At 40.4% G+C, this 21,995-nt stretch carries 24 protein-coding genes; 20 read left to right on the top strand and 4 right to left on the bottom strand.

Annotated elements, in window-relative coordinates:
- The 5 genes from G6W42_RS04825 (at position 1) to G6W42_RS04805 (ending at position 5,429) form a co-directional block, all read left to right on the top strand.
- Positions 1-1,314, top strand: a complete 1,314-nt coding sequence (locus tag G6W42_RS04825; RefSeq protein WP_194173162.1) for a MotA/TolQ/ExbB proton channel family protein — start codon at positions 1-3, stop codon at positions 1,312-1,314.
- A complete protein-coding gene (locus tag G6W42_RS04820; RefSeq protein ID WP_194173161.1) occupies positions 1,311-2,402 on the top strand; it encodes an OmpA family protein in 1,092 nt (363 codons plus the stop codon). The genes G6W42_RS04825 and G6W42_RS04820 overlap by 4 nt, the downstream gene beginning before the upstream one ends.
- Positions 2,395-3,246, top strand: a complete 852-nt coding sequence (locus G6W42_RS04815; protein WP_194173160.1) for a pyridoxal-phosphate dependent enzyme — start codon at positions 2,395-2,397, stop codon at positions 3,244-3,246. Before G6W42_RS04820 ends, G6W42_RS04815 begins: the two co-directional genes overlap by 8 nt.
- Positions 3,243-4,535: a histidinol dehydrogenase gene (hisD, locus tag G6W42_RS04810; RefSeq protein WP_194173159.1), complete on the top strand. Its 1,293-nt coding sequence runs from the start codon at positions 3,243-3,245 to the stop codon at positions 4,533-4,535. Before G6W42_RS04815 ends, hisD begins: the two co-directional genes overlap by 4 nt.
- A gap of 138 nt (positions 4,536-4,673) precedes the next feature.
- Entirely contained in the window at positions 4,674-5,429 is a 756-nt protein-coding gene (locus G6W42_RS04805; protein ID WP_194173158.1) for a flagellin, read from the top strand.
- A gap of 488 nt (positions 5,430-5,917) precedes the next feature.
- On the opposite strand, the gene rpoD is transcribed toward G6W42_RS04805, so the two are convergent.
- Positions 5,918-7,771, bottom strand: a complete 1,854-nt coding sequence (rpoD, locus tag G6W42_RS04800; RefSeq protein WP_194173157.1) for an RNA polymerase sigma factor RpoD — start codon at positions 7,769-7,771, stop codon at positions 5,918-5,920.
- 149 nt (positions 7,772-7,920) lie between these two features.
- On the opposite strand from rpoD, the gene G6W42_RS04795 reads away from it, so the two are divergent.
- A complete protein-coding gene (locus G6W42_RS04795; protein ID WP_103614227.1) occupies positions 7,921-8,730 on the top strand; it encodes a flagellar hook-basal body protein in 810 nt (269 codons plus the stop codon).
- A gap of 15 nt (positions 8,731-8,745) precedes the next feature.
- Entirely contained in the window at positions 8,746-9,534 is a 789-nt protein-coding gene (flgG, locus tag G6W42_RS04790; RefSeq protein WP_103587128.1) for a flagellar basal-body rod protein FlgG, read from the top strand.
- 145 nt (positions 9,535-9,679) lie between these two features.
- Here the strand turns inward: flgG and G6W42_RS04785 are convergent, their stop codons facing one another.
- The 3 genes from G6W42_RS04785 to G6W42_RS04775 are packed head-to-tail and all read right to left on the bottom strand — an operon-like array spanning position 9,680 to position 11,912.
- Positions 9,680-10,423: a tetratricopeptide repeat protein gene (locus tag G6W42_RS04785; RefSeq protein WP_194173156.1), complete on the bottom strand. Its 744-nt coding sequence runs from the start codon at positions 10,421-10,423 to the stop codon at positions 9,680-9,682.
- A gap of 49 nt (positions 10,424-10,472) precedes the next feature.
- On the bottom strand, positions 10,473-10,943 hold the full coding sequence (locus G6W42_RS04780; RefSeq protein WP_194173155.1) for a sel1 repeat family protein: 471 nt from the start codon (positions 10,941-10,943) through the stop codon (positions 10,473-10,475).
- Positions 10,944-10,952: 9 nt separating this feature from the next.
- The gene (locus G6W42_RS04775; protein WP_194173154.1) at positions 10,953-11,912 is read right to left on the bottom strand and encodes a tetratricopeptide repeat protein; all 960 of its coding nucleotides are present in this window, start codon (positions 11,910-11,912) and stop codon (positions 10,953-10,955) included.
- A gap of 150 nt (positions 11,913-12,062) precedes the next feature.
- On the opposite strand from G6W42_RS04775, the gene G6W42_RS04770 reads away from it, so the two are divergent.
- The 13 genes from G6W42_RS04770 to G6W42_RS04710 all read left to right on the top strand — a co-directional run bounded on the left by G6W42_RS04770 (position 12,063) and on the right by G6W42_RS04710 (position 21,993).
- Positions 12,063-12,725 (top strand): AzlC family ABC transporter permease, encoded by a 663-nt coding sequence (locus G6W42_RS04770; RefSeq protein ID WP_194173153.1) that lies wholly within the window; start codon positions 12,063-12,065, stop codon positions 12,723-12,725.
- Complete coding sequence (locus G6W42_RS04765) at positions 12,722-13,057, top strand: branched-chain amino acid transporter permease (protein ID WP_194173152.1); 336 nt, start codon at positions 12,722-12,724, stop codon at positions 13,055-13,057. Before G6W42_RS04770 ends, G6W42_RS04765 begins: the two co-directional genes overlap by 4 nt.
- Before the next feature lie 85 nt (positions 13,058-13,142).
- Positions 13,143-14,189, top strand: a complete 1,047-nt coding sequence (locus G6W42_RS04760) for a type II asparaginase (protein ID WP_035160651.1) — start codon at positions 13,143-13,145, stop codon at positions 14,187-14,189.
- Between the two features lie 80 nt (positions 14,190-14,269).
- On the top strand, positions 14,270-14,761 hold the full coding sequence (locus tag G6W42_RS04755) for a DUF1877 family protein (RefSeq protein ID WP_194173151.1): 492 nt from the start codon (positions 14,270-14,272) through the stop codon (positions 14,759-14,761).
- A 309-nt stretch (positions 14,762-15,070) separates the two neighbouring features.
- Positions 15,071-15,670, top strand: a complete 600-nt coding sequence (locus G6W42_RS04750; protein WP_194173150.1) for a LysE family translocator — start codon at positions 15,071-15,073, stop codon at positions 15,668-15,670.
- Positions 15,671-15,680: 10 nt separating this feature from the next.
- Positions 15,681-16,574: a DUF4299 family protein gene (locus tag G6W42_RS04745; protein ID WP_194173149.1), complete on the top strand. Its 894-nt coding sequence runs from the start codon at positions 15,681-15,683 to the stop codon at positions 16,572-16,574.
- A 98-nt stretch (positions 16,575-16,672) separates the two neighbouring features.
- Positions 16,673-17,158 (top strand): 3-isopropylmalate dehydratase small subunit, encoded by a 486-nt coding sequence (locus G6W42_RS04740; protein WP_103607651.1) that lies wholly within the window; start codon positions 16,673-16,675, stop codon positions 17,156-17,158.
- Positions 17,159-17,167: 9 nt separating this feature from the next.
- Positions 17,168-18,250: a 3-isopropylmalate dehydrogenase gene (leuB, locus tag G6W42_RS04735; RefSeq protein WP_194173148.1), complete on the top strand. Its 1,083-nt coding sequence runs from the start codon at positions 17,168-17,170 to the stop codon at positions 18,248-18,250.
- Positions 18,231-18,476 carry a hypothetical protein gene (locus tag G6W42_RS04730; RefSeq protein WP_021089560.1) on the top strand — a complete coding sequence of 82 codons (246 nt, stop codon included), beginning with the start codon at positions 18,231-18,233 and terminating at the stop codon, positions 18,474-18,476. The genes leuB and G6W42_RS04730 overlap by 20 nt, the downstream gene beginning before the upstream one ends.
- Entirely contained in the window at positions 18,473-18,898 is a 426-nt protein-coding gene (locus tag G6W42_RS04725; RefSeq protein ID WP_194173147.1) for a CiaD-like domain-containing protein, read from the top strand. Before G6W42_RS04730 ends, G6W42_RS04725 begins: the two co-directional genes overlap by 4 nt.
- Complete coding sequence (locus G6W42_RS04720; RefSeq protein ID WP_194173146.1) at positions 18,858-20,024, top strand: CCA tRNA nucleotidyltransferase; 1,167 nt, start codon at positions 18,858-18,860, stop codon at positions 20,022-20,024. Before G6W42_RS04725 ends, G6W42_RS04720 begins: the two co-directional genes overlap by 41 nt.
- 98 nt (positions 20,025-20,122) lie before the next feature.
- The gene (locus G6W42_RS04715) at positions 20,123-20,602 is read left to right on the top strand and encodes a tRNA (cytidine(34)-2'-O)-methyltransferase (protein ID WP_194173145.1); all 480 of its coding nucleotides are present in this window, start codon (positions 20,123-20,125) and stop codon (positions 20,600-20,602) included.
- Positions 20,599-21,993, top strand: coding sequence for an endonuclease/exonuclease/phosphatase family protein (locus tag G6W42_RS04710; protein ID WP_194173144.1), 1,395 nt, complete (start codon positions 20,599-20,601; stop codon positions 21,991-21,993). The genes G6W42_RS04715 and G6W42_RS04710 overlap by 4 nt, the downstream gene beginning before the upstream one ends.
- Positions 21,994-21,995 lie beyond the last annotated feature (2 nt).

The raw sequence follows: 21,995 nt of genomic DNA, 5'->3' as shown, positions 1-21,995 counted from the left end.
ATGCAAAATCAAAATGATTTTAGTGAGCTAAGCGTGCCAAAGGAGCACCAAGCTCACTCTTTCTTTGTCTTTTTTAAAGTTATCTTTATCCCTTTAGCCATCTACATCTTGGCGATACTAGCCTATCTTGGCGTTATAAATTTTCAGATGAAGCTTCACACCATCATGATGATGGGCGTTATACTCTTTGTCGCTTTTGTATTTTCACGTCACAGTGCCTTGGTAGCTTACTCAAATTTTTTAGCAAATGCCAAAGATTACAAGATAAGACTAAAAGAATTTATCATCGCTCATCTCTTTGAAATTTCAGGCGTCAAAAAGGCAAACGCTAAATTTGAAGATTTTTTTGAGAGCTATACAAGAAATTTTAGAAATGACAACCTAGCAAACATCGGTCAAGCAGTCTTTCCTATGCTTGGAATTTTGGGCACATTTATCAGTATCGCTATCTCTATGCCAAGCTTTAGCTCAAGCACCGCAAACGGCCTAGAAAAAGAGATCGCTATACTGCTAAACGGCGTAGCTACGGCGTTTTATGTATCGATATATGGCATATTTTTAGCGCTTTGGTGGATGTTTTTTGAAAAGATCGGCATTAGTAAATTTGAGAGATTTTACAGCGAGCAAAAAGAGCTAAGCCGTGAGTTTTTCTGGCAAGAAAATGAGCTAAATGCAAATTTCATGAAGGCAAGTGTGGGCTACTTTAAAGATAGCCACGACGCCTTTAAAATGGTACTTGACGATAAATTTGTAAGAAATTTAAACGAGCAAGTAAATGAGAAATTTAACAGCCTAAAAGAGCTTTGTGAGGTTGAAAAAAATATCATCAATCAAAGCAAGGCAGAGCTTAGCGCAAGTTTAAAAATGCTAAATGAATCTGGGCTAAAACAAGATGAATTTGTAAAGATCCACTCCGATATACTAAAGGCAGTTGGCGCGTTTTCTAACGCCTTTAAAGATATGGAGGTTAAAATTTTAACCGAGCATGCAAAGCTTGGCGAAATTTTTAGCAGAAATTTAAATGCCACAAAAGAGAGCCAGCTAAAATTTGAGCAGACTATCAAGAGTTTTGATGCTATTTTAAAAGAATTTTCTCTCTCTTTGATGAAAGAGCAAAACGAGGTGTTAAAGGCATTTAGAGCCTCACTCGTGGAGAGTGCGACGATATTTAAGGCGGCCTACGAGCAAGAGGGCAGGAGCTTGGAGCGTGAAAAAGAGCGCGAGAGCCTCATTGCTGAGCTTAAGAAGAACATAGACGAGATCGACAAAGAAGCAAATTCTGTAATAGAAAAAATCGAAAATCTAGTGCAATGAAAATAAACAAAAATAACGAGGATCAATCGAGCTTTTGGGTTTCGTACGCAGACTTGATGGCTGGTCTGCTCTTTGTTTTTATGCTGCTAATAGGCGCTGTCGTCGTAAAATACGTCCTAACTCAAAACACTCTTGAAAATAAAGAGCAAGCTATCATCGCAGCTTTAGCAAATTTAAAAGACGCTCAGGGCAGAAATTTTACCCTTGAAGAGCTAAATGATGCCCTAAAAAGCGAGCTTTCAAAGATAAGCGACGAAAACATAAATTTAAAAAAATCAAATGAAATTTTTGTCATACAAATAGACGCCCTAAAAGAAAAACTAGCCCAGCTCATAAACGAAAATAAGGATGCAAATGCGAGCATAAAAGAGCTAAATGCTAGCATTTTTGATCTAAATCAAAAGATGATCGTGCTAAATGATGAAATTTTATCAAAAGATAGAGCGCTTAGCGACGCAAATGCAAGCGGCGAGAAAAATTTAGCCAAGATCGCCTTTTTGCTCGAGCAAGTGAGCAAAAAAGAGGCTAGATATGACGAGCTTTTAAGAGATCTAAACGTCACTCGTGATAGGGTCAAAAACCTAACTGGCATAAGGGTAAAAGTGATCTCCGCCTTAAAAGATAGGCTTGGAAATAGCATCGAGATCGATCCAAACTCAGGCGCTCTAAAGCTTAGCTCCTCAGTGCTTTTTGATAAAGCAAGTGCGGTCTTAAAAGAGGAGGTCAAAGAGGAGCTAAAAGCCACACTTAGTAAGTATTTTGACGTGCTTTTAAATGATAAAGAGATCGCCTCAAACATCGATCAGATCGTGATCGAGGGCTTTACGGATAGTGACGGAAGCTACATTTACAACCTAGAGCTTTCACAAAAAAGAGCCTACGCCGTGATGGAATTTATAAACTCATTTGATGATGACGCACGCCTTAGAAAGCTGCTTGTCGCAAGTGGTCGAAGTTACAACGAGCTAGTTTTTAAAGATGGAGCCGAGGACAAGGACGCTTCAAGGCGCATCGAGATCAAATTTTCACTCTCAAACAAAGAGGCTATCAACGAGATAGAGAAATTTTTGGAGTTTAAGGGTGATTGATAAAATTCGCTTAAGAGGGCGAGAGTTTTGGCTCTTAAGAGATGATCTGCTAGGCGAGTTCAACGGTAACAAAGCAAGAAAGCTAGAGTACTTTTTAAAGACCGATCTTGGCGGCATCAAAGCCATCGTATCTCACGGCTCAAGCCAGTCAAATGCTATGTATAGCCTAAGCCTTTTTGCTAGGCTAAAGGGGCTTAAATTTTACTACGTTGTCTCTCATTTAAGCTCAAATTTAGAGCAAAATCCAGTTGGAAATTTCAAATTTGCACTTGAAAATGGGATGGAGATTTTTGTAAAAGAGGAGCGTGAGAAATTTGCTAAAGAGCTAGCAAAGAGCGAAAATGCGCTCTTTATAAACGAGGGCGTGGCGCAGAGTGAGGCTGAGCTTGGCTTTATCACGCAAGCGCGTGAGATAGATGAGTGGAGCAAAAAAAGTGGCATAAGGCCTGATATTTTCTTGCCCTCAGGCACTGGCACAAGTGCATGCTACCTAGCAAAGCACACCGATCTTAGAGTATTTACCGCGCCTTGCGTAGGGGATAGCGACTATCTAAAAAAGCAAATTTACGAGCTAGATAAAAACAGCAATGTGCAAATTTTAAATCCCCCAAAGAAGTATCATTTTGGAAATTTATACCCTGAGCTTTATGAAATTTGGCTTGAAGTGTGCAAAAGTGGCGTAGAATTTGAGCTTATCTACGACCCAGTGGGCTTTATAACACTTTTTGCAAATTTAGATAAGCTTGGGAGTGAAATTTTATATATCCACCAAGGCGGAATTTTAGGTAACATTACACAAAAACAAAGATATGAGAGAAAACTAAAAACAAAGGATCATAAATGAAATTTTTACACAGCAGCGACGCTGACTTTGAGAGTAAATTTTCGCAGCTTGTTAGACGAAGCGACAATGACATGAGTGCCGTGATGCCAGTAGTTGCGGGCATAATAGACGAGATAAGAAAAGATGGTGATAGCGCGCTTTTTGCCCAGATAAGCAAATTTGATAAATTTAATGTCACAAGCAAAAACGACATAATAATCGACGTAAAAGAGATGGAAGCAGCCTATAACTCGCTAGATAACGCTCTAAGAGTGGCTCTAAATTTAGCCCACGACAGGATAAAAAGCTATCACGAGCGCACAAAGCCAAGCGACTGGACCTATAAAGACGAGCACGATATCTTGCTTGGCGCAAAATACACCCCGGTTGATCGCGCTGGCCTTTATATCCCAGGTGGCAAGGCGGCATATCCTAGCTCGCTTCTTATGAATGCTATCCCAGCAATCGTTGCTGGCGTAAAAGAGATCGTAGTTTGCACTCCAGCGCCAAATGGCAAGGTAAATCCTCTACTCCTTGCTGCGATGCATCTTTGTGGTATCAAAACAGCCTTTAAAATAGGCGGCGCAAGCGCGATCGCAGCGATGGCGTACGGCACAGCAACCGTGCCAAAGGTCGATGTCATCACAGGACCTGGCAACATCTACGTAGCGACTGCTAAAAAGCTAGTTTATGGAGACGTAAATATCGATATGATCGCAGGCCCAAGCGAGATAGGCGTGATCGCTGATGATAGCGCGGACCCTCGCCACATAGCGATCGATCTACTCTCACAAGCCGAGCACGACGAGATCGCAAGCGCCTTTTTGATAACGCCAGTGGAGGCCTTCGCAAGGGCAGTGCAAAGACATATAGAGGACGAGCTAAAAACACTAAAACGTGAGCCTATCGCAAGTGCTAGCATGAGAAACAAAGCCGCTATCATCGTCGCAAAAGACTTGCAGGAGTGCTTTAAACTGATGAACGAGCTTGCAGTGGAACACTTAGAGATCGCTATAAATGATGCCCTAAGTTATATGGACGAGGTAAAACACGCTGGTGCGATATTTTTTGGACACTTCACACCTGAAGCGATGGGCGATTATTTAGCTGGACCAAACCACACCTTGCCAACTGGCGGAAGTGCGAGATTTTACTCACCGCTTGGAGTTGAAAATTTTATGAAGCGAAGCTCTATCATCTCAGTTAGCAGAAAGGGCATCATGCACCTTAGCAAACCATGCATGCAACTAGCCGAAGCCGAAGGACTAACGGCCCATAAAAGATCAATAGCCGTGAGACTAGAAGACTAAAAAGGGCAAAGAATTTAGGAAAAATGGCTTTTTTCTAAATTCTTTTTATAATATTTTTTTGCTTTAAGAAATATTTTTGCAACTTTTTATGAAATTTATAGTAAAATCCATCACGAAACTACTAAAAAAGGAGTTGATATGAAGTTAGGAACTTATACTGCAAACCAGGCTTCAGGAAACTATTATTTAGATCAAGCTAAAAATAGCGAGAAAAAGGCGCTAAACGCCATCTCTGCAAATAGCGAGATCAAAGCATCAGGTGCAAATTTGCAAATCGCAGAGAGCTTACTTTCGCAAACAAATGTCCTAAATGAGGGCATGGCAAATGCAAATGATATGATCGGCATGCTTCAGATCGCCGACTCAACGCTTTTAAATTTAAGCGAGAGCGCGGATAAGATCGGCGAGCTATCAAGCAAGCTTTCAAACCCAGCTCTTTCAGCTAACGAGCAAAAGGGCATAAAAGGCGAGATAAATGCGCTTAAAAATGCGATGAGCGACAGCGTAAAAGAGGCTAAATTTAATGGTAAAAACGTTTTTGACGTCGAGCTTGGATTTTTTACAGGCGATGGCACAAAAAATATAAATTTAAGCACAAATGCTCTTTTAGATGTCAAAGAGGACGGCTCAAATTCAGGTGATATTTTGAAAAATATAAATTCACTTCGCTCAGAGATCGGCTCAACACAAAATGCTGTATTTAAGGGAATGAACGCTCTAGCTGCTAGAAGTGTAGCAAATGCTAATAGCGTAGAGAATCTTGATAGTAGCGACATCGCAAAGAGCTTGGAAGAAAATTTACAAGCAAATTTAAAGCTACATGCTGCCTCTTTAGCTAAAGCTCATGACACTACGAGCTTGGCTGCAAAACTAGATAAACTTCTAGGCGAATAAATTTTTACCGGTCTTGTGCCGGTAAAACTCTCTTTTTTATTTCTATTTTTTTTAACTTATAAAACATATTTGTAAATTAAAATTTTATGTTTCTTTAGTTATTGTTTTTGGAATTTGATTGAAATTTTATAGCTAATGTACCTTTAAAGAAATAACTTTTATAGCAAGTGTACCCTCAAAACGAAGGTTAAATTAATTATGCTTTAAGATGAGAGTTATATGTAATATTTAAAACAATTTTTGGGTACAGATGCTATAAATTTTTCAAAGAGAAAGTCCTTTAAAGGGTATAGACACTATAAATTTTTCAAAGAAAGCTACCTAAACAAGACTATATACACCAAGATATGGTATAGACACATACAAAAACATTAAATTCCTTAATAGCTATTTCGCACTTCGGTTGTGAAAATAACCTAATTATAGACTAGGATATAAATTTAGAAATTTAAAGAGTTTGCTGCGGACGCCCAAAAGGGCAGGGCTTGTTAGCCCTCGATGTAGTTTTTGAGTTTTCTACCAACTTTTGGGTGTTTTAGTTTCTTAATGGCCGAGCTTTCTATCTGGCGGACACGCTCACGAGTGACATTTAGTGCTTTGCCGATCTCTTCAAGTGTGCGGTCACTCTCATCTTCAAGCAAGCCAAATCTCATCGAAATAACCGCCTTTTCGCGCTCATTTAGCTGTGAAAGCACATCGTCGATCTGCTCTCTAAGGTCACTTTTTAAAATTTGATCTATCGGTGATAGCGAAGTTTTGTCTTCAACAAAATCTCCAAATTTACCGTCTTCTTCGTTTGCGATAGGAGCTTCAAGGCTGATAGGCTCTTTTGTGATCTTGATCACCTGTTTTACCTTATCAACGCTTAGTCCGACCTCTTTTGCGATGACGCTTACATCAGGCTCTTTGCCTTCTTCTTGGAGGTATTTTCGGTTGATTTTGTTGATACGATTGATCGTTTCTATCATATGGATAGGTATCCTGATCGTCCTTGCCTGATCGGCGATCGCGCGTGAGATAGCCTGGCGGATCCACCATGTGGCGTAGGTTGAAAATTTATAGCCTTTTCTATATTCAAATTTATCAACCGCTTTCATAAGACCGATGTTGCCCTCCTGGATGAGATCTAAAAACGGCAAGCCTCTGTTTGTATAGCGTTTTGCGATACTTACGACTAGACGGAGGTTTGACTTAGCCATTCTAGCTTTTGCTTCGTCTGAAATTTTCTTTCCACGTTTGATCTGCTCCAAAATTTCTTTTAGTCTTGCTGGCTCAAGGTCAAAGCCTTGTTTGCTCGCCTCTTTTGTCGTAAAAAGTTTTTTGATCTCGACGTAAGTTGAGACCATCGTAGCCTCTGGCACACGAGCTGCGATCTCTTCTTTGCTAAGTTTGATGATATCTTTTAAGATGCTTTTGTGATTTTTCTTTAGCTCGTCGCTAAACATCGGTAAGCGATACTCCAAGCGTTTTAGCTCTCTGTCAAATTCATCATCGCTTTTAAGAGCTGTCTCCATTGATTTTACGATCTCGCTGATTAGCTTGCTTGTTGGGCCAAGGTCCATCAGCTTCTCTTTTAAAATTTTCTTTTTAAACGCAAGCGTCATCTTTGAAGCTGTGTCATCGCTTTCTACTTTATCTTGCTTATTTGCAGTCTTTAGCCACTCTTTTTTAGCCTTTTCAAGGGCCTTAAAGCTCTCTATAACTTTTTCTGCGCGTTTGTCGTTTTTGGCTGATTTTTTAGGAGCTTCGTTCTCTTCGTTCTCCTCATCCTCTTCGTCTATATCCTCTTCGTTATCTTCGTTTTCGTTTTCGCTCTCATCTTCAAAGCTTTTAAAAAGCTCTTTTACGCGGCGTTCTCTATTGATGAGCGGCTCTTTATAGTCAAGTATGAAATCGATCAAAAACGGTACCGAGCAAAATGCATCGATGATGATATCTTCGCCAAGCTCGATCCTCTTGCTGATCTCTACCTCTTCTTCTTTTGTAAGAAGTGCGATCTGGCCCATCTCTCTTAGATACATCCTTACTGGACTATCTGATCTTGACCACTCTAAAAGGTCGCTCTCGCTTGAAAGATCGAGATCCTCGTCGATATCTTGATCACTTTTTTGAGCATTTTCTTGACGTTTTTTGGCGTCAGCTAAATTTCTAAGCTTTGCAGCTTCAGCAGATGTGATGAGCTGAACTTTGTTTGTTTTTGCTAGTTGTTCTATCTTTTTTACTATCGTAGCCGTCGGAGCTTTGTCTAATAATTTTACTAATTTTTCGTATGTCAAAAAGCCTTTTGCATTTTCAACAAAAAGCTCTTCTATCTGAGAAAAAGAGTCTTTTGCGGCGCTCATAAATTTCCTTTCAAATCGTATCATTGTGATTTAAGTATTGGTTAAAAGAAAGTGGATTATACCCAAAATTTTTTAAATGTCTATAAAAAGAAAGTTGGAACGATGATTGCTTAGTAGCTATAAAAATCAAATTTTGATTAGGAAAATTTATGCAAAATGGTTATTATCAAGCCACTGCTGGCATGGTAACGCAGTTTAACAGACTAAATGTCATCTCGAACAACCTTGCAAATGTAAATACGATCGGCTACAAGCGAAACGACGTAGTTATCGGCGACTTTGCGAGAATTTTTAAAGAGACGCAAGATGAGCTTCCGATTAAAAATCACACAAAAGACGGAGCTAAATTTCTAAATAGAACACTTGATCGTGTGCCACAAGTGAGCGAAGAATACACCGATTTTAGCGCTGGTGGCTTTAAATACAGCTCAAATACGCTTGACTTTGCGATAAAAAGAGACGATGCCTTTTTCTTAGTTGATACTCCAAATGGCGTAAAACTAAGCAAAAATGGCTCTTTTAGCCTTGACGCGGACGGCTACATCGTCACAAAAGAGGGCTACAGGGTGCTACCAAGTGGCTATGAAGCGCAAAATCCAGGTCAAAGAGGCATCCAAGTGCCACAAGGCGAGGTTTTAACATCTGATAAAAATGGAAATTTATACTCAAATAACAATCAATTTTCTAAATTTTACATCGCTCAGCCAAGAGAGATAAGAGATCTAAAAAAGGTCGGCGATAATCTCTTTGAGAGTAGAAATTTTGACGACATAACCGAGCTTGACGAGGCTGATAGCGTGATGCAAGGCTACGCTCAGATGTCAAACGTAAATCCAGTCTTAGAAATGGTGGGTCTAATAGAAACCCAGCGCTTAGTTGATATGTATCAAAAGGTTATGACAAGCCACATGACTGACCTTAACCAAGATGCTGTTCAAAAACTAGCCCTAAAAGCTTAATAAAAGGATAAAACTATGATGAGATCACTTTACACTGCGGCCACTGGCATGATCGCCGAGCAGACGCAGATAGATGTAACCTCACACAACATCGCAAACGTAAATACCTATGGATATAAGAAAAATAGAGCTGAATTTGCCGATCTTATGTATCAAGTCATGGAGTACGCAGGCACGGCTACGAGCCAAACTACTACAAGCCCGACAGGCATCGAAGTAGGTCTTGGCGTGCGCCCAACAGCGATAAATAAAATTTTCTCTCAGGGTTATTTTAAAGAGACTAGCAACAACCTAGATATGGTCATAGCTGGCAACGGCTTTTTTCAAATTCAACTCCCTGATGGCACGACGGCTTACACTAGAAACGGTGCATTTAAGCTTGACGCAAACGGCACGATCGTAAATAGCGACGGCTACCAGCTCATCCCTCAGATCACAGTCCCTGCAAATGCGACACAAATTTCAATAGGCACAGATGGCACCGTCTCAGTGCTTCAAGCTGGCGAAACCAACATGGCTCAGATAGGTCAGATCGAGCTAGCAAATTTCATAAACCCAGCCGGTCTTCACTCAATGGGTGATAACAACTACCTTCAAACAAGCGCTAGCGGCGACGTGGTGGTAGGTGTAGCAGGCCTTGACGGACTTGGCACCATTAGACAAGGCTTTGTCGAGATGAGTAACGTGCAACTTGTTGAAGAGATGACTGATCTCATCACAGGTCAGCGCGCATACGAGGCAAATTCAAAGGCGATAACTACGAGTGACTCGATGTTAGAGATAGTAAATGGACTTAAAAGGTAGGTGATATGGACGCGACTTTGGCTATTGTTGGACTTATACTCGTTGCTTTTACGCTTGATGTTTTTTACTTTTCAGATAGGACCCCAAAGGGCAAGGGTCCAAAAGGGCAGGTGCATTAAATTTAGTTTGGTAATCCAAGCTAAATTTATAAGCCATTGTAAATTTGGCAGTCTTCGTCGTTGCCCAGCTCGCAGGACTTGCCAAAGTATTTTTTAGCTAAATTTTTATCGCCTTTTGCTTCAAAATAGATAACCCCAAGGTTGTGGCAAGCATCTGCAAAGCCCATTTCGCAAGCTTTTATGAAGAGTTTGCTAGCTCTTTTTTGATCTTTTTCTACGTATTTTCCGCTATGAAGCATCATACCAAGGCTATTGCAGCCAGTAGCATGACCCAGATCGCAGCTTTTTTCAAAGAGCTCTTTTGCCTTTTTGGCGTCTCGCTCTACGCCATTTCCGTCATAGTATAAAAGCCCAAGGCCGTAGTATCCGTCGCCATCTTTTAGCTCGCATGCCCTTAAAAAGAGCTCTTTTGACTTTTTATAGTTTTTATCTAGCGTATAGACAAATCCGAGCCTTGCGCAGCCAAAGCCGTCGTTTAGCTCGCAGCCCTTTTGGTAAAATTTGGCTGCATTTTTGTTATTTACATCTTTTATGTAGTCCATGTCGTAGAGCACGCCAACGCTACTGCAAGCACTTGCGTGTTTTAGCTCGCAAGCTTTTTTGTAAAACTCGCCCGCTTTTTGGTAGGCTTTGCTCTCTTGATAGATAGCTCCAAGCTCGTAGCAGCTTGCGGCATCTGCCTTTTCGCACTTTGTCTCAAGCGCTTTTTGGTCTAAATTTGCACTCCACAAAAGAGCTGTAGAAGATAAAAGTAAAACGATCTTTTTCATTGCCTGCCTTTTTAAAAATTTAAATAAGTTTAGATAAAAAGGTCTAAATTTATAGTAAATATGCTTTTAGGATCAAATTTAATACCCCAAGCTTCTCTAATAAATTTCTCATATCGCAGCCCTTTTTAAAGCCTAGCTCGCATGATCTTTGAAAGTAGCTTTTGGCAGTCGTTTTATCCTCTTTTTTGCCGCTACCCAAAAGCGCGTAGTTAAGAAATCTAGCGTATCTATTTAATATGATAGTTTGATTAAGCTCGCTACCCACGTCATTGTAGCTATTTAGATAGATGAGCGCAGCGCTGTAGCAACCCTCTTTCATATCATTTTCGCAAGCTAGTAAAAATATCTTTTGTAGTTTTTTAAAATCTTTATCATCGCTTGAAGAGTTATAAATTTTTGTAGCAGCCTTGTAACAGCTCGTTAAATTTGCTCTTATATCGTCCTCGCTTTGGCACATCTCGTCTAAATTTTCTGCATTTAGAAGCAAAAAGAGAGATAAAGAAAAAATTAGCTTTTTCATAAACGCTCTTTAGTGAAAATCTCTAACTATCTCGCAAGCCTCTTTAAGACCTAGTTTGCAAGCTTTGTTAAGCTCTTTTTCTGCCAGCTTTTTATCCTTTTTTGTACCTATGCCATGGTAATAAAAATATGCAAGATGTTTGCACCCACTTGCGCTATCTAGTCTGCATGCCTTGTTGTAATATCTAAACGCCACTTCATCATCTTTTTCTACGCCAAGAGCGTCGTCGTAAAGGCTGGCTAGGTTATTGCAAGCATCGGCAAAGTCAAGCTTGCAAGCTTTAAAATAGAGCTTACTGGCCTTTTCATACTCTTTTTGCTCTTGATATAAGCTCGCTAGGTTGTAGCAAGAGATGCTAAAGTCGCTATCACAAGCCTTTTTGTAAAGCTTTACCGCTTCTTTGTAGTCGCGCTTTACGCCTGGCGTGTTGTGGTATAAAACTGCCAGGTTGTAGCATCCTTCATAGAAATTTTGCTCGCAAACTTCTTTGTAAATTTTGCTTGCCTTTTTGTAATCTCTTTTCACGCCACTGCCGTTACTATATAAAACTGCGACGTTAAAGCAGCTTTGTATAAAAGCTAGATCGCAGCCTTTTTTAAAAGCATCTAAAGCCATTTTGTGATCTTTCATCTCTTGATACTCAACACCAAGGTTGTGGCAGGCAAATTTGTTATTTTCATCGCAAGTTTTGTTAAGAATTTCTAGTGATTTTGTCACGTCTTTTTTTACGCCAAGCCCTTTTTTATAAAACTCAGCCAGATAGATGCATGTGTCTAAATTTTTAACCTCGCACTCACTTTTATAAACTCCAAATAGCCTTTTATACTCATCATCGCTATATTTACGGCTAAAATCAATGCAGTTATCTTCGATGTTGCAGCTATTTGCTTGAGGGATTTTGATATTTGGATTTGTCATTAGAGCTATTAAATTTAGTGTTAAAAATATTAGTAAAACTATCTTTTTCATAGAAATTTTCTTTATAAATTTTTGTTGTTATTTTATAAAATTTAGTTTTAAAATGCGAAAAGGTCATTAAATTTTAAAGAACAAAATCTATTCTTTAAATTTAGATTTTTAAATTTTTGCTAATATTTTGACTTTTTATGAAGGTGAAATTTGACATTTAACTACGTTTTTAAACTATCCATTCCTATCTTTATGGGTTTTTTCCCTCTTGGCATCGCCTTTGGCATTTTGGCTAAAAGCATGGGCATTAGCGCATTTATCGCAGTGGCGCTTAGTATGCTTGGATATGGCGGAGCAGCGCAGTTTATGATGCTTTCGCTCTTTAGCGTCGGCACGAGCTATGTTGAGGTCTTTATCGTGAGCTATCTTGTAAATTTGCGTCACACTTTTTATGGAATTTCGCTTTTAAAAGAGTATAGCGGGATCAAATTTAGGCTTTTAAACATCGCTTTGCTAACAGATGAGACCTTTGCGATATTTAAAAATTTAGGGCTAAAGGATGCAAATGAGCGAAGTTTTGTCTTTAGCTGGCTAAATTTGCTTGCTTGGTCTTACTGGGCGGCTGGAACGCTGCTTGGAGCGATACTTGGTGACTTTATCAAGACCGATACAAAGGGGCTTGAGTTTAGTTTGACCTCGCTTTTTATAGTGGTCGTCATCGAGATGTTTAAAAATGATAAAAACTACCGCGTGCTCTTTGTGGCGGTCTTTTTTGGCGTGCTTGGAGTGAGCCTATTTCCAGCTAAATTTGTGCTTGTTGGCTCGATGGCGCTTTGTTTTATATTTTTGCTTTTGTTTAAGGATAAAATTTGATAAGTGTAAGTTCAAGCGAGATGGTGCTCTTTGTGGCGGTGCTTTTAAGCGCACTAGCTACTTTTATAACGAGAGTGACGCCATTTTATGCATTAAGAAACTATAAGTCAAACCCTTATTTAGACGCCATTGAGAAGCATATGGGTATGATGATAATGGTCGTTTTGGTCTGCTACGGGCTAAAAGATACTAAATTTAGCGAGTTTCCATACGGCTTAAGCGAGATAGTGGCGGTTTTGACGGCTGTTTTGGTGCATTTAAAGTTTAAAAATGCCCTTCTTAGCATAGTCGTTTCAACTGGAATTTATATGCTTTTGATAAGAATTCTTTAAATAAATATAAATTTTAAAAATTAATAAATTTTTTAAATATATGACGTTATAATGCTCTAGCAAATTTTAATGCAAAGGAGTTAAAATGCGTTTAATCTTTAAGGCGGTGTTACTCATGATTTTAGGTACTACTTTAGCGGTTGCAAAGCCAACCATCTACATCCTAGCTACTGGTGGAACGATAGCTGGAAGCGGCTCAGGTTCGCTTGATTCAAGCTATACTTCTGGAACTGTTACGGTCGATAAACTAATAGCAGCCGTGCCAGATATCAACAAGATCGCTACCATAAAAGGCGAGCAAATTTCAAATATCGGCTCACAAGATATGAATAACGAAGTTTGGCTAAAGCTTGCAAATAGGATCAACGAGCTTCTAAACAGCGGCAAGGCTGATGGCATCGTCGTTACTCACGGCACAGACACTATGGAAGAGACAGCTTACTTTCTAAATTTAGTCGTTAAAAGCGACAAGCCAGTTGTGCTTGTAGGCGCGATGAGAAATAGCGGCTCACTAAGCGCAGACGGCCCACTAAATTTATTTAACGCTGTAAATGTTGCTATCAGCAAAGATAGCGTAGGCAAGGGTGTTGTAGTCACTATGAATGACGAAATTCACGCTGGCAGAGAGGTTACAAAAACTAACACAACAGGCGTTGATACATTTAAATCACCAAATAGCGGCAAGATCGGCACTGTCTTTTATGGCAACGTAAAATACTATATGAACCCAATCAGAAAACACACAGCAAGCTCAGCTTTTGACCTAACTGGCGTAAAAGAGCTTCCAAGAGTTGATATCATCTACTCTCACGCAAATGACAACCCTGACTTTGTAAATGTAGCTGTCAAAAACGGCGCAAAAGGCATCGTTAGCGCTGGTCTAGGCAACGGCAACCCTTACTTTAGCGTGTTAGAGGCTCTTGGTGAGGCTTCAAAAGCTGGCGTAGTGGTAGTTCGTGACTCACGTGTGGGAAGTGGCGAGACAACTATGAATGGCGAAGTTGATGACGCAAAATACGGCTTTTTAACAAGCGACAACCTAAATGCTCAAAAAGCTAGAGTTCTTTTGATGCTTGCTCTTACAAAAACAAGCGACAAAGCTAAAATTCAAGAGTTTTTCTTAACTCACTAAAATTTAATTTTGTGCGGAACTATTAAATTTATAGCTCCGCCTTCTCTTTTTCAAATTTACATTAAATTTAAGGCTCTAAAATGGGGATTAGTGCGCACTACTATGCCTACTCGCAAGATGATATAGAAAAGATCAAAAATGGCGGCGGCGGCGAACTTTTGGATGAATACGACATGGATAATTTGTGGGATGCGATGTGTAAGATGCTAACTGGCAGAAATTTCGCCCAAAGGTTGAGCGCTGGCGATAAATTCACGGCGTCAGAACCGCTTAGCTGGGCTATTTTTGGGCGTAGTGCGTTAAACGAAGAGCTAAGCGAGATGATCTCTTATGCTAGTGCTACAGATGTAAAAGAGGTGGCTGAGACGTTGAAAAATGTTGATATCAACGCACTTTTAGCAAAGATAAATTTAAAAGAATTTGCAAGCTCAAAGACATATCCTGATATTTTTCACTGCGAGAGTGAATTTGAAGATATAAGGGCGAGTTTAAAAGAGCATTTTGCTGGTCTTATAAATTTTTATCAAAATGCCGCTAGTAATGGGCTTGGCGTGCTAATCGTGGTAGCATAAATTTCTAAATTTATAAATTTGCCGTTTTGCAAGCACCTAGCCACAAGGCAGATATGAACTCGCACCTTGCTTTTATATAAATTTTATAGCTCAAATTTTAGCGAACTGCTAAATTTAAAAGCGTGAAGGTTAAATTTGGCAGATAAAGTCTGGGTTAAATTTGTAAAAGCCCCAAGTGTCAAATGCTAAATTTTGTCACAATCAAAGATAGTGCGCTAGCAAATTTACTAAATTTACCGCCTTACTGTTCTTTTTATCATAAATTTATAGATTTTGATTTAGCATTTCACTAAATTTTTAAGGCGCTTCATGAATTTCTTGCTCTTTTTTGTCACGATTTTTCCGATCTCGATGATGCCAGGTATTAACATGACTTATGCGATGAGCGTTGGTATGAGCTTTGGCTACAAACACTCGTTTTTTGTGATGGCTGGGCAGCTTTTGGCGATCGCTTTTGTCTCATTTAGCTGTATGCTGGGCGTGGGCGCGGTGCTACATCATTTTGAGTATGCATTTAAGGCGCTAAATATCATCGCAGGCCTTTACATGCTCTATCTTGGTGCTATGCTCTTTTTTGGCAAGGGCGAGCTTAGCATCACAAATGTCTCAAATTTGCCAAGCAAAAAGCAGATGTTTATAAATGGCTTCATCGTTAGCGTCTCAAACCCAAAGGCGTGGATATTTTTCTCAGCCTTGTTGCCTACATTTTTAGACAAAGACGCCCCTTTTAGCCTAGCTCGTATGTGCGTGATCACCGTAACGCTCGTTTTTATCGAGTTTTTAGCTCTAAATATCTACGCACTTGGTGGAGCTATGCTAAAGAAATTTTTACAAACGCACCTAAGACTACTTGAAATTTGCACCGCCGTCATAGTTTGCACTATCGGCGTGCTTTTACTATTTAGATAAAGGAGAATTTATGAGTTTGACATTTAGTGTAAAAAATAAAAAGAAGCTACTTGGCGGATATGCAAAGGCGCTAAGCGAGCGTGAAATTTCAGGGCTTGTTGAGGGGCTTTTCTTTTTTAACAGTGCGCAAGAGGAGCCAAGCGCAAATGAGCTTGGCGCTGACGTGATGATAGCAGGCGTGTGGCAAAAGAGCGCTCGTGGCTTTGAGCTAAACTACGAGGATGGCTGCTATATCGTGCGTGTTTATACTCCAAGTGGCGTCGGCGACTGGCAGATCGCACTTTCGCTACTCTCAAAGCTCTCGGCTCAAACTGGCTCAAAAATAGAGTGCGACAACGAAAAAATTTATGATAGTGAGCAAATTTTAAAATTTGACTACGAGGCTGACATCATGTGGGGGCTTGAAGCGTTAAAAGATATAAAAGAGAAAAATCAAACTCTTTACATCTCTGGCGTGGAGCGAGACGTGGCGTTTGACGCGGTTATGGTAGATGAAATCTTTGCAAGTGTCAGTCCTGCGGCTAAATTTGATGAGATGATGAGACGGGTGCAGTATCTTGACGCATACAGCGCAAAAGAGCACCTCTATCAAGACAAAGACGGCAACGAAATCTTTGGCGCATATACGCTTAGTGAAAATTTGCCGACCATCTTGCCTTATGCTCCATCTCCGTCGTGGCAGGCACAAGAAGCGCTTGGAGATCGCAAGGTCTCGCGCTGGGTGCTTACGCTAGTTGTGGGTGTGGATGATAGTGACGCTCACGTGCTTGATGAGTGTGAATATGGAGCTTTCATGGCAAATTTACCAAAAGAAAAGTACCACTTCATCGACGCTGCAAACGTGCTTGTTGAGCCACTTAGTGAAGATGAGATGAAAGAAATTTTACAAAGGGCAAAGGCTTAAATTTAGGGCTTTTTGGCGCACTAAATTTGGCTTTTTGATTATTTATTTAGCTTCTTTTGGTTAAAATCAGCCCAAATTTACACAACAAAAGGTTAAAAATGAAACAAGGCAAAGTTTGGAAATTTGGCGATAACATCGACACTGATATCATCATCGCCGCAAGATATTTAAACACTTCAGACGAAAAAGAACTAGCAAAGCACATCATGGAAGACGCCGATCCTAAATTTAGCTCTAAAATAGCAAAAGGCGACATCATCGTAGCTGGTGAAAATTTTGGCTGCGGAAGCTCAAGAGAGCACGCCCCACTAGCGCTAAAAGAGGCTGGCATAGCGGCTGTTGTGGCAAAAAGCTTTGCGAGAATTTTTTATAGAAATAGCTTTAACACAGGGCTTTTGATACTTGAGATAAAAGAGAGTGATGAGATAAACGAGGGCGACACGCTAAAGATTGACGTAGATAACGGCGTCATCATAGATGAAAGCACAAAAAAAGAGTATAAATTTAACGCTATTCCGCCATTTATGCAAGAGCTTTTAAACGCTGGCGGCCTTATCGAGTACGCAAAAGCGAAGATGAACTAAGGAGCGGCGATGAAAAACTATAAAATTTGCGTTATAAAAGGCGATGGCATCGGCCCTGAGATCATCGACGAGGCGATAAAGGTTTTAGACGTTGTAAGTGCCGAGTTTGGTATGAAATTTGGGTACGACTACAAGCTCATGGGTGGCGCAGCATACGACGTTTTTGGCGAGCCACTGCCAGATGAGACGCTAAGATCAGCACTTAATAGCGACGCTGTGCTTTTTGGAGCGATCGGCGGCGAGAAATGGGACAGCCTGCCAAGACACCTAAGGCCAGAAAGTGGGCTTTTAAAGATAAGAAAAGAGCTAGAGGCATACGCAAATTTACGCCCAGCCATCATCTTTGACGAGTTAGTTGATGCTAGCACGCTAAAGCCAGAGGTTTTAAAGGGAGTTGATTTTGTCGTGGTGCGTGAGCTAACAGGTGGGCTTTACTTTGGCAAGCCACGTGAAAAAGGCGAAGATAGAGCGTTTAACACGATGGTTTATACTAAATTTGAGATCGAGCGCATCGCAAAGATCGCCTTTGAGACGGCTATACTTCGCAAGAAAAAGGTCTGCATGGTCGATAAGGCAAACGTGCTTGAGACAAGCCAGCTTTGGCGTGAGGTGACTAGCGAGGTGGCGAAGAGCTATCCTGAAGTAGAGCTTAGCTTTATGTATGTCGATAACGCAGCGATGCAGCTAGTAAGAGCGCCTGCAAATTTTGACGTCATACTTACTGAAAATTTATTTGGCGACATCTTAAGCGACGAAGCGAGTATGGTTTGTGGCTCGATAGGCCTACTACCAAGTGCTAGCATGGGCGGCAAAGTGGGAATTTATGAGCCTATTCACGGCTCAGCTCCAGACATCGCAGGGCAGGGCATAGCAAATCCGATCGCGACCATTTTAAGCGCAGCGATGATGCTAAGATACGCATTTGGCGAGAGCGAGGCAGCGGACGCGATAGAAAGTGCCGTAAAAACAGCGCTTGCAAAGGGATATAGAACAAAAGATATCGCCGCTTTTAACGCAGTTGAAATTTGTTCAACAAGCGAGATAGGCGACGTGATAGCAGGATTTATCAAAAATGAAAAACACAATCACTGAAGCACTGATCTACGAGGCTCAAGGGCTAAAAGACGATGCGCTTGAAATTTACAAGAACATCTTAAAACAAGACCCGTCAAACAAGGACGCCCTTAGCGCGATAAACCGCCTGAGCGGACTTCGCAAGGAGCGCGCGATAAAAAACGAGCAGATGAAAGAGTTTTTTATCAGGATGAAAAGTGACGAAGAGATAAATGAATTTAAAAGGTGGTTGATAAGATTATGAAGCTTGATGATATCGCTAGGATGGCCATTAGTGAGGTTAGCGCCGAGCTTGAGAAGATAGAGGCGCTGCAAAACAAAAAGCAAGAGGAGCTTGAAAGGGAGAATTTAAAAAAAGAGCTTTTGGCTATGGAGGCTAGTGAGCAAGAGGTGGCTGATGAGCCAGAGCTTGAAGCAAGTGTGCAAAGCGTGTCAAGTGCGCAAATCGAGCCAGAGCCAAAGGTGGCGCAAATTTCACCAAAGAGCAGAGAGATAAGCGAGGAGGAAATTTTCTTAGCAAACCTTGCTGAGCGCATAGAAGTGCTTTTTGAAGGGCTTAAACAAACTAGCGAGCAAGACCTTGGCCAAAGGCTAGAGCTAACGACTAAATTTTTAGAATTTACCCTTGCAAACATCGAAAATAGACTACAAAATCTCTCAAAATAATAAATTTGAGGTAAAAACTGGGACAGAAATTTACAAAAATAGCGAGCTAGACTTCTTTAGATCGCTATTTGCCCCTTTTAGCAAGCGCGTCTATCTAGTAGGTGGCTGCGTGAGAGATGCGCTTTTGGGGCGAGAAATTTATGATTATGACATCGAGGTTTATGACATCGAGCCTCTCAAATTTGACGAGCTGATGGCCGGCATAAGAGCTAGTGGTGTTGGCAAAAGCTACTTCATCTACAAATACAAAAACTACGACCTTGGGCTGCCACGAAGCGAGAGCAAGACTGGAAATTCTCACAAAGACTTTGCCGTAAGCTACATAAATGATCCAAGTCTTGCTAGTCTTAGGCGTGATTTTACGGTAAATGCCATGATGATGAATATCTTTAACGGCGAAATTTTAGACTTTCATGGCGGCAAAAAGGACCTTGATAGCAAGACGCTAAGGCACATCGATAGTGAGAAATTTAAAGAAGATCCACTAAGGGTACTACGTGGCGTGCAGTTTAGCGCTAGGCTTGGTTTTAGCATAGCTGACGAGACGCTAGAGCTTATGAAAACGCTTGATCTAGCGCATCTAAGTAAGGATAGGATAAATACCGAGCTCATTAAATTTTTTCGCTCAGAGCATCTTGAAAAAGGGGCGTTTTATCTTTTTGCACTCTCTCTTTTTGAGCAAATTTTTGGCGTGCAAATTTGTGAAAATAATGAGTTTTTGTCTGAGCTAAAGAGCGCTAGAAATTTCGTAGATGATGAGAGGCTGTTTTTGTATATGCTTTTTGGTAAATTTGAGCTTGACGCAAAGGAAATTTTAGAGAAAATGCGCCTGCCAAAGAGCTATTTTTCTATCTTAAAAGAGCCATATTTTAAAGATATGCCAAGTGACGCAGAGATGCTACAAATCGCGCTAAATATGCCATTAAAATCATGGCTGGGAGCTTACAACGATGAACGCATAGAGCGTGCAAAAGAGCTTGGAGTTTATGAGGCTAAATTTGACGCAAAGGTTGGTGTGAGCGAGATCTTGGCGGCTGGCTTTAAAAATGAGATGATCGCCGCTGAGATAAAACGAAGGCAGTTGCTTGCTATCAAAAAGCACCTTGAAACTCTTGCAAAACGCTAAATTTATAGATAAATAAAATTTAAATTTTAAAACTCTTAAAAGCCCATTTTGGCTAGAATAAGGCAGTTTATAACACTTTTTAAGGCAAAAATAAATTTATGTTTAACATAGTCCTAGTCCATCCTCAGATACCGCAAAACACCGGAGCTATCGGCAGAATGTGCGTAAATGCAAATTTGAAGCTACACATCGTTAAGCCAACCGTGTTTGACCTGAGCGAAAAGGCTGTTAGACGCGCTGGGCTTGATTATTGGAAAATTTTAGATCCAAAAATTTGGGAGAGCCTAGATGAGTTTTTACAGACAAATTTAAGCCATAAAGAGCGATTTTTCTTTGCTACGACAAAGACAAATAAGCTTTACTACGACGCTAAATTTGAGCCAGGAGATTTTATATTTTTTGGCGGAGAGAGCACTGGGCTGCCAAGGGAATTTATGGATATAAATTTTAAAAATGCCATAACGATCCCGATGGGAAAAGAGGGCAGGAGCTTAAATTTAGCCATGAGTGCTGGCATCATCGCATATGAGGCGATCAGACAAAACATCTCTAAATTCGACTTTAGGAGCGAGGTTTGAGAGCGCTTTTTGCATTAGTTTTTGCCGTTTTGATGGCGTTTGCAAGCGATATAAGCATCGCAACTTATAATGTGCAAAATTTATTTGACTGCAAGGATGATGGCAGCGAATATCCTGACTTTAAATCTGGCACTTCAAAGTGGGACTGCGAGGTGGCTAGCTCAAAACTAAAAAGAACAAGACAGGTCATAGATGCCATAGATACCGACATCATCGCACTTGAAGAGGTTGAAAACGAGCAGGTTTTAAAGGCTTTAGTAAATGGCAGTGAGTATAAATTTATAGCCTTTAGCAAGGCAAAAAACTCTCCAGTTGGGCTGGCTATTGTGTCAAAGATAAAGCCAAATGGCATTGAAATTTTTGAAGTGCCAAATGTAAAAACTAGAAACATTTTAAAGGTCGTTTTTGAGGTGGAGGGTAAGAAATTTAGCATTTTTGTTAATCACTTCCCAGCTTATAAAAACGGCATAAATATGCAAAAAAAGGCCGAAAGAACGCTAAGGGCAGCTCTTATTGATGAGCAAAACGCCATAGTTTTGGGCGATTTTAACTCACCTTATGGGCAAAAATCCATCTTAAACGATATCATCGCAACTCGTGGATTTTACGATCTTTATAGCTTTTTAGCCCCAAAAGATAGATACTCTCATGCAGTCCATGGCAAAAAGCGTGCCATTGATCACGTTTTGCTATCGTCTAGTTTTATGGCAAATGGCGATCTAAGTTACATTGATGGCAGTTTTGAGGTCTTTAAGCCAAGCTTTGTGGTTGATGAGCATGGCTTTGCTAAGAGCGATCTTTACTCAGATCACTTTGCGCTTAAATTTAAAATCTCAACCAAACCGAGCCCTGCTAAAAGTGGCAAGCTTGCAAATGAAAATTTAAAAAAAGAAGCTAAAAAAGTAGAGGATCAAAACTATAAAAAAGCTGACATAGAGACGCTTTTTGAGCATCCTGAGGATGTACCAGCGCTAGTTGAAAGAGCCGTTGTCATCTTAAAAGATAAACATGGCTTTATCATCTCGAAAAATCGCCGTGGAATTTACGTTTTTGATCCTAAAAATAGTGTCGGCGTGGGCGATGAGCTTGACGTTTTGATTAGGCGAGTGAAATTTTACAATGAGGCGCTTGAAGTGAGCTCTTATGAGATCATAAATGAGCATGGCACAAAAGATGTGAGTGAAAATTTACTTGATAGCTCAAAACTAAGTGAGGCTAGAAGTGGCGACGTGATCGCTAAAATTTCAGGCAAGCTAGAGAGTGGCTACTTGTATACACCACATGGCAAAATCAGAGTTTATAGCAAAAAAAGGCTAAAAGATGGCGAGTATAGCTTTGAGCAGGCAAGGGTGAAAATTTATAAAAACGAAAAAGAGATCGTTATGGAGTAGAT

This window comes from Campylobacter concisus (assembly GCF_015230015.1).
Classification (GTDB): domain Bacteria; phylum Campylobacterota; class Campylobacteria; order Campylobacterales; family Campylobacteraceae; genus Campylobacter_A; species Campylobacter_A concisus_AF.
This window is presented reverse-complemented; position numbering and strand designations above follow the sequence as displayed.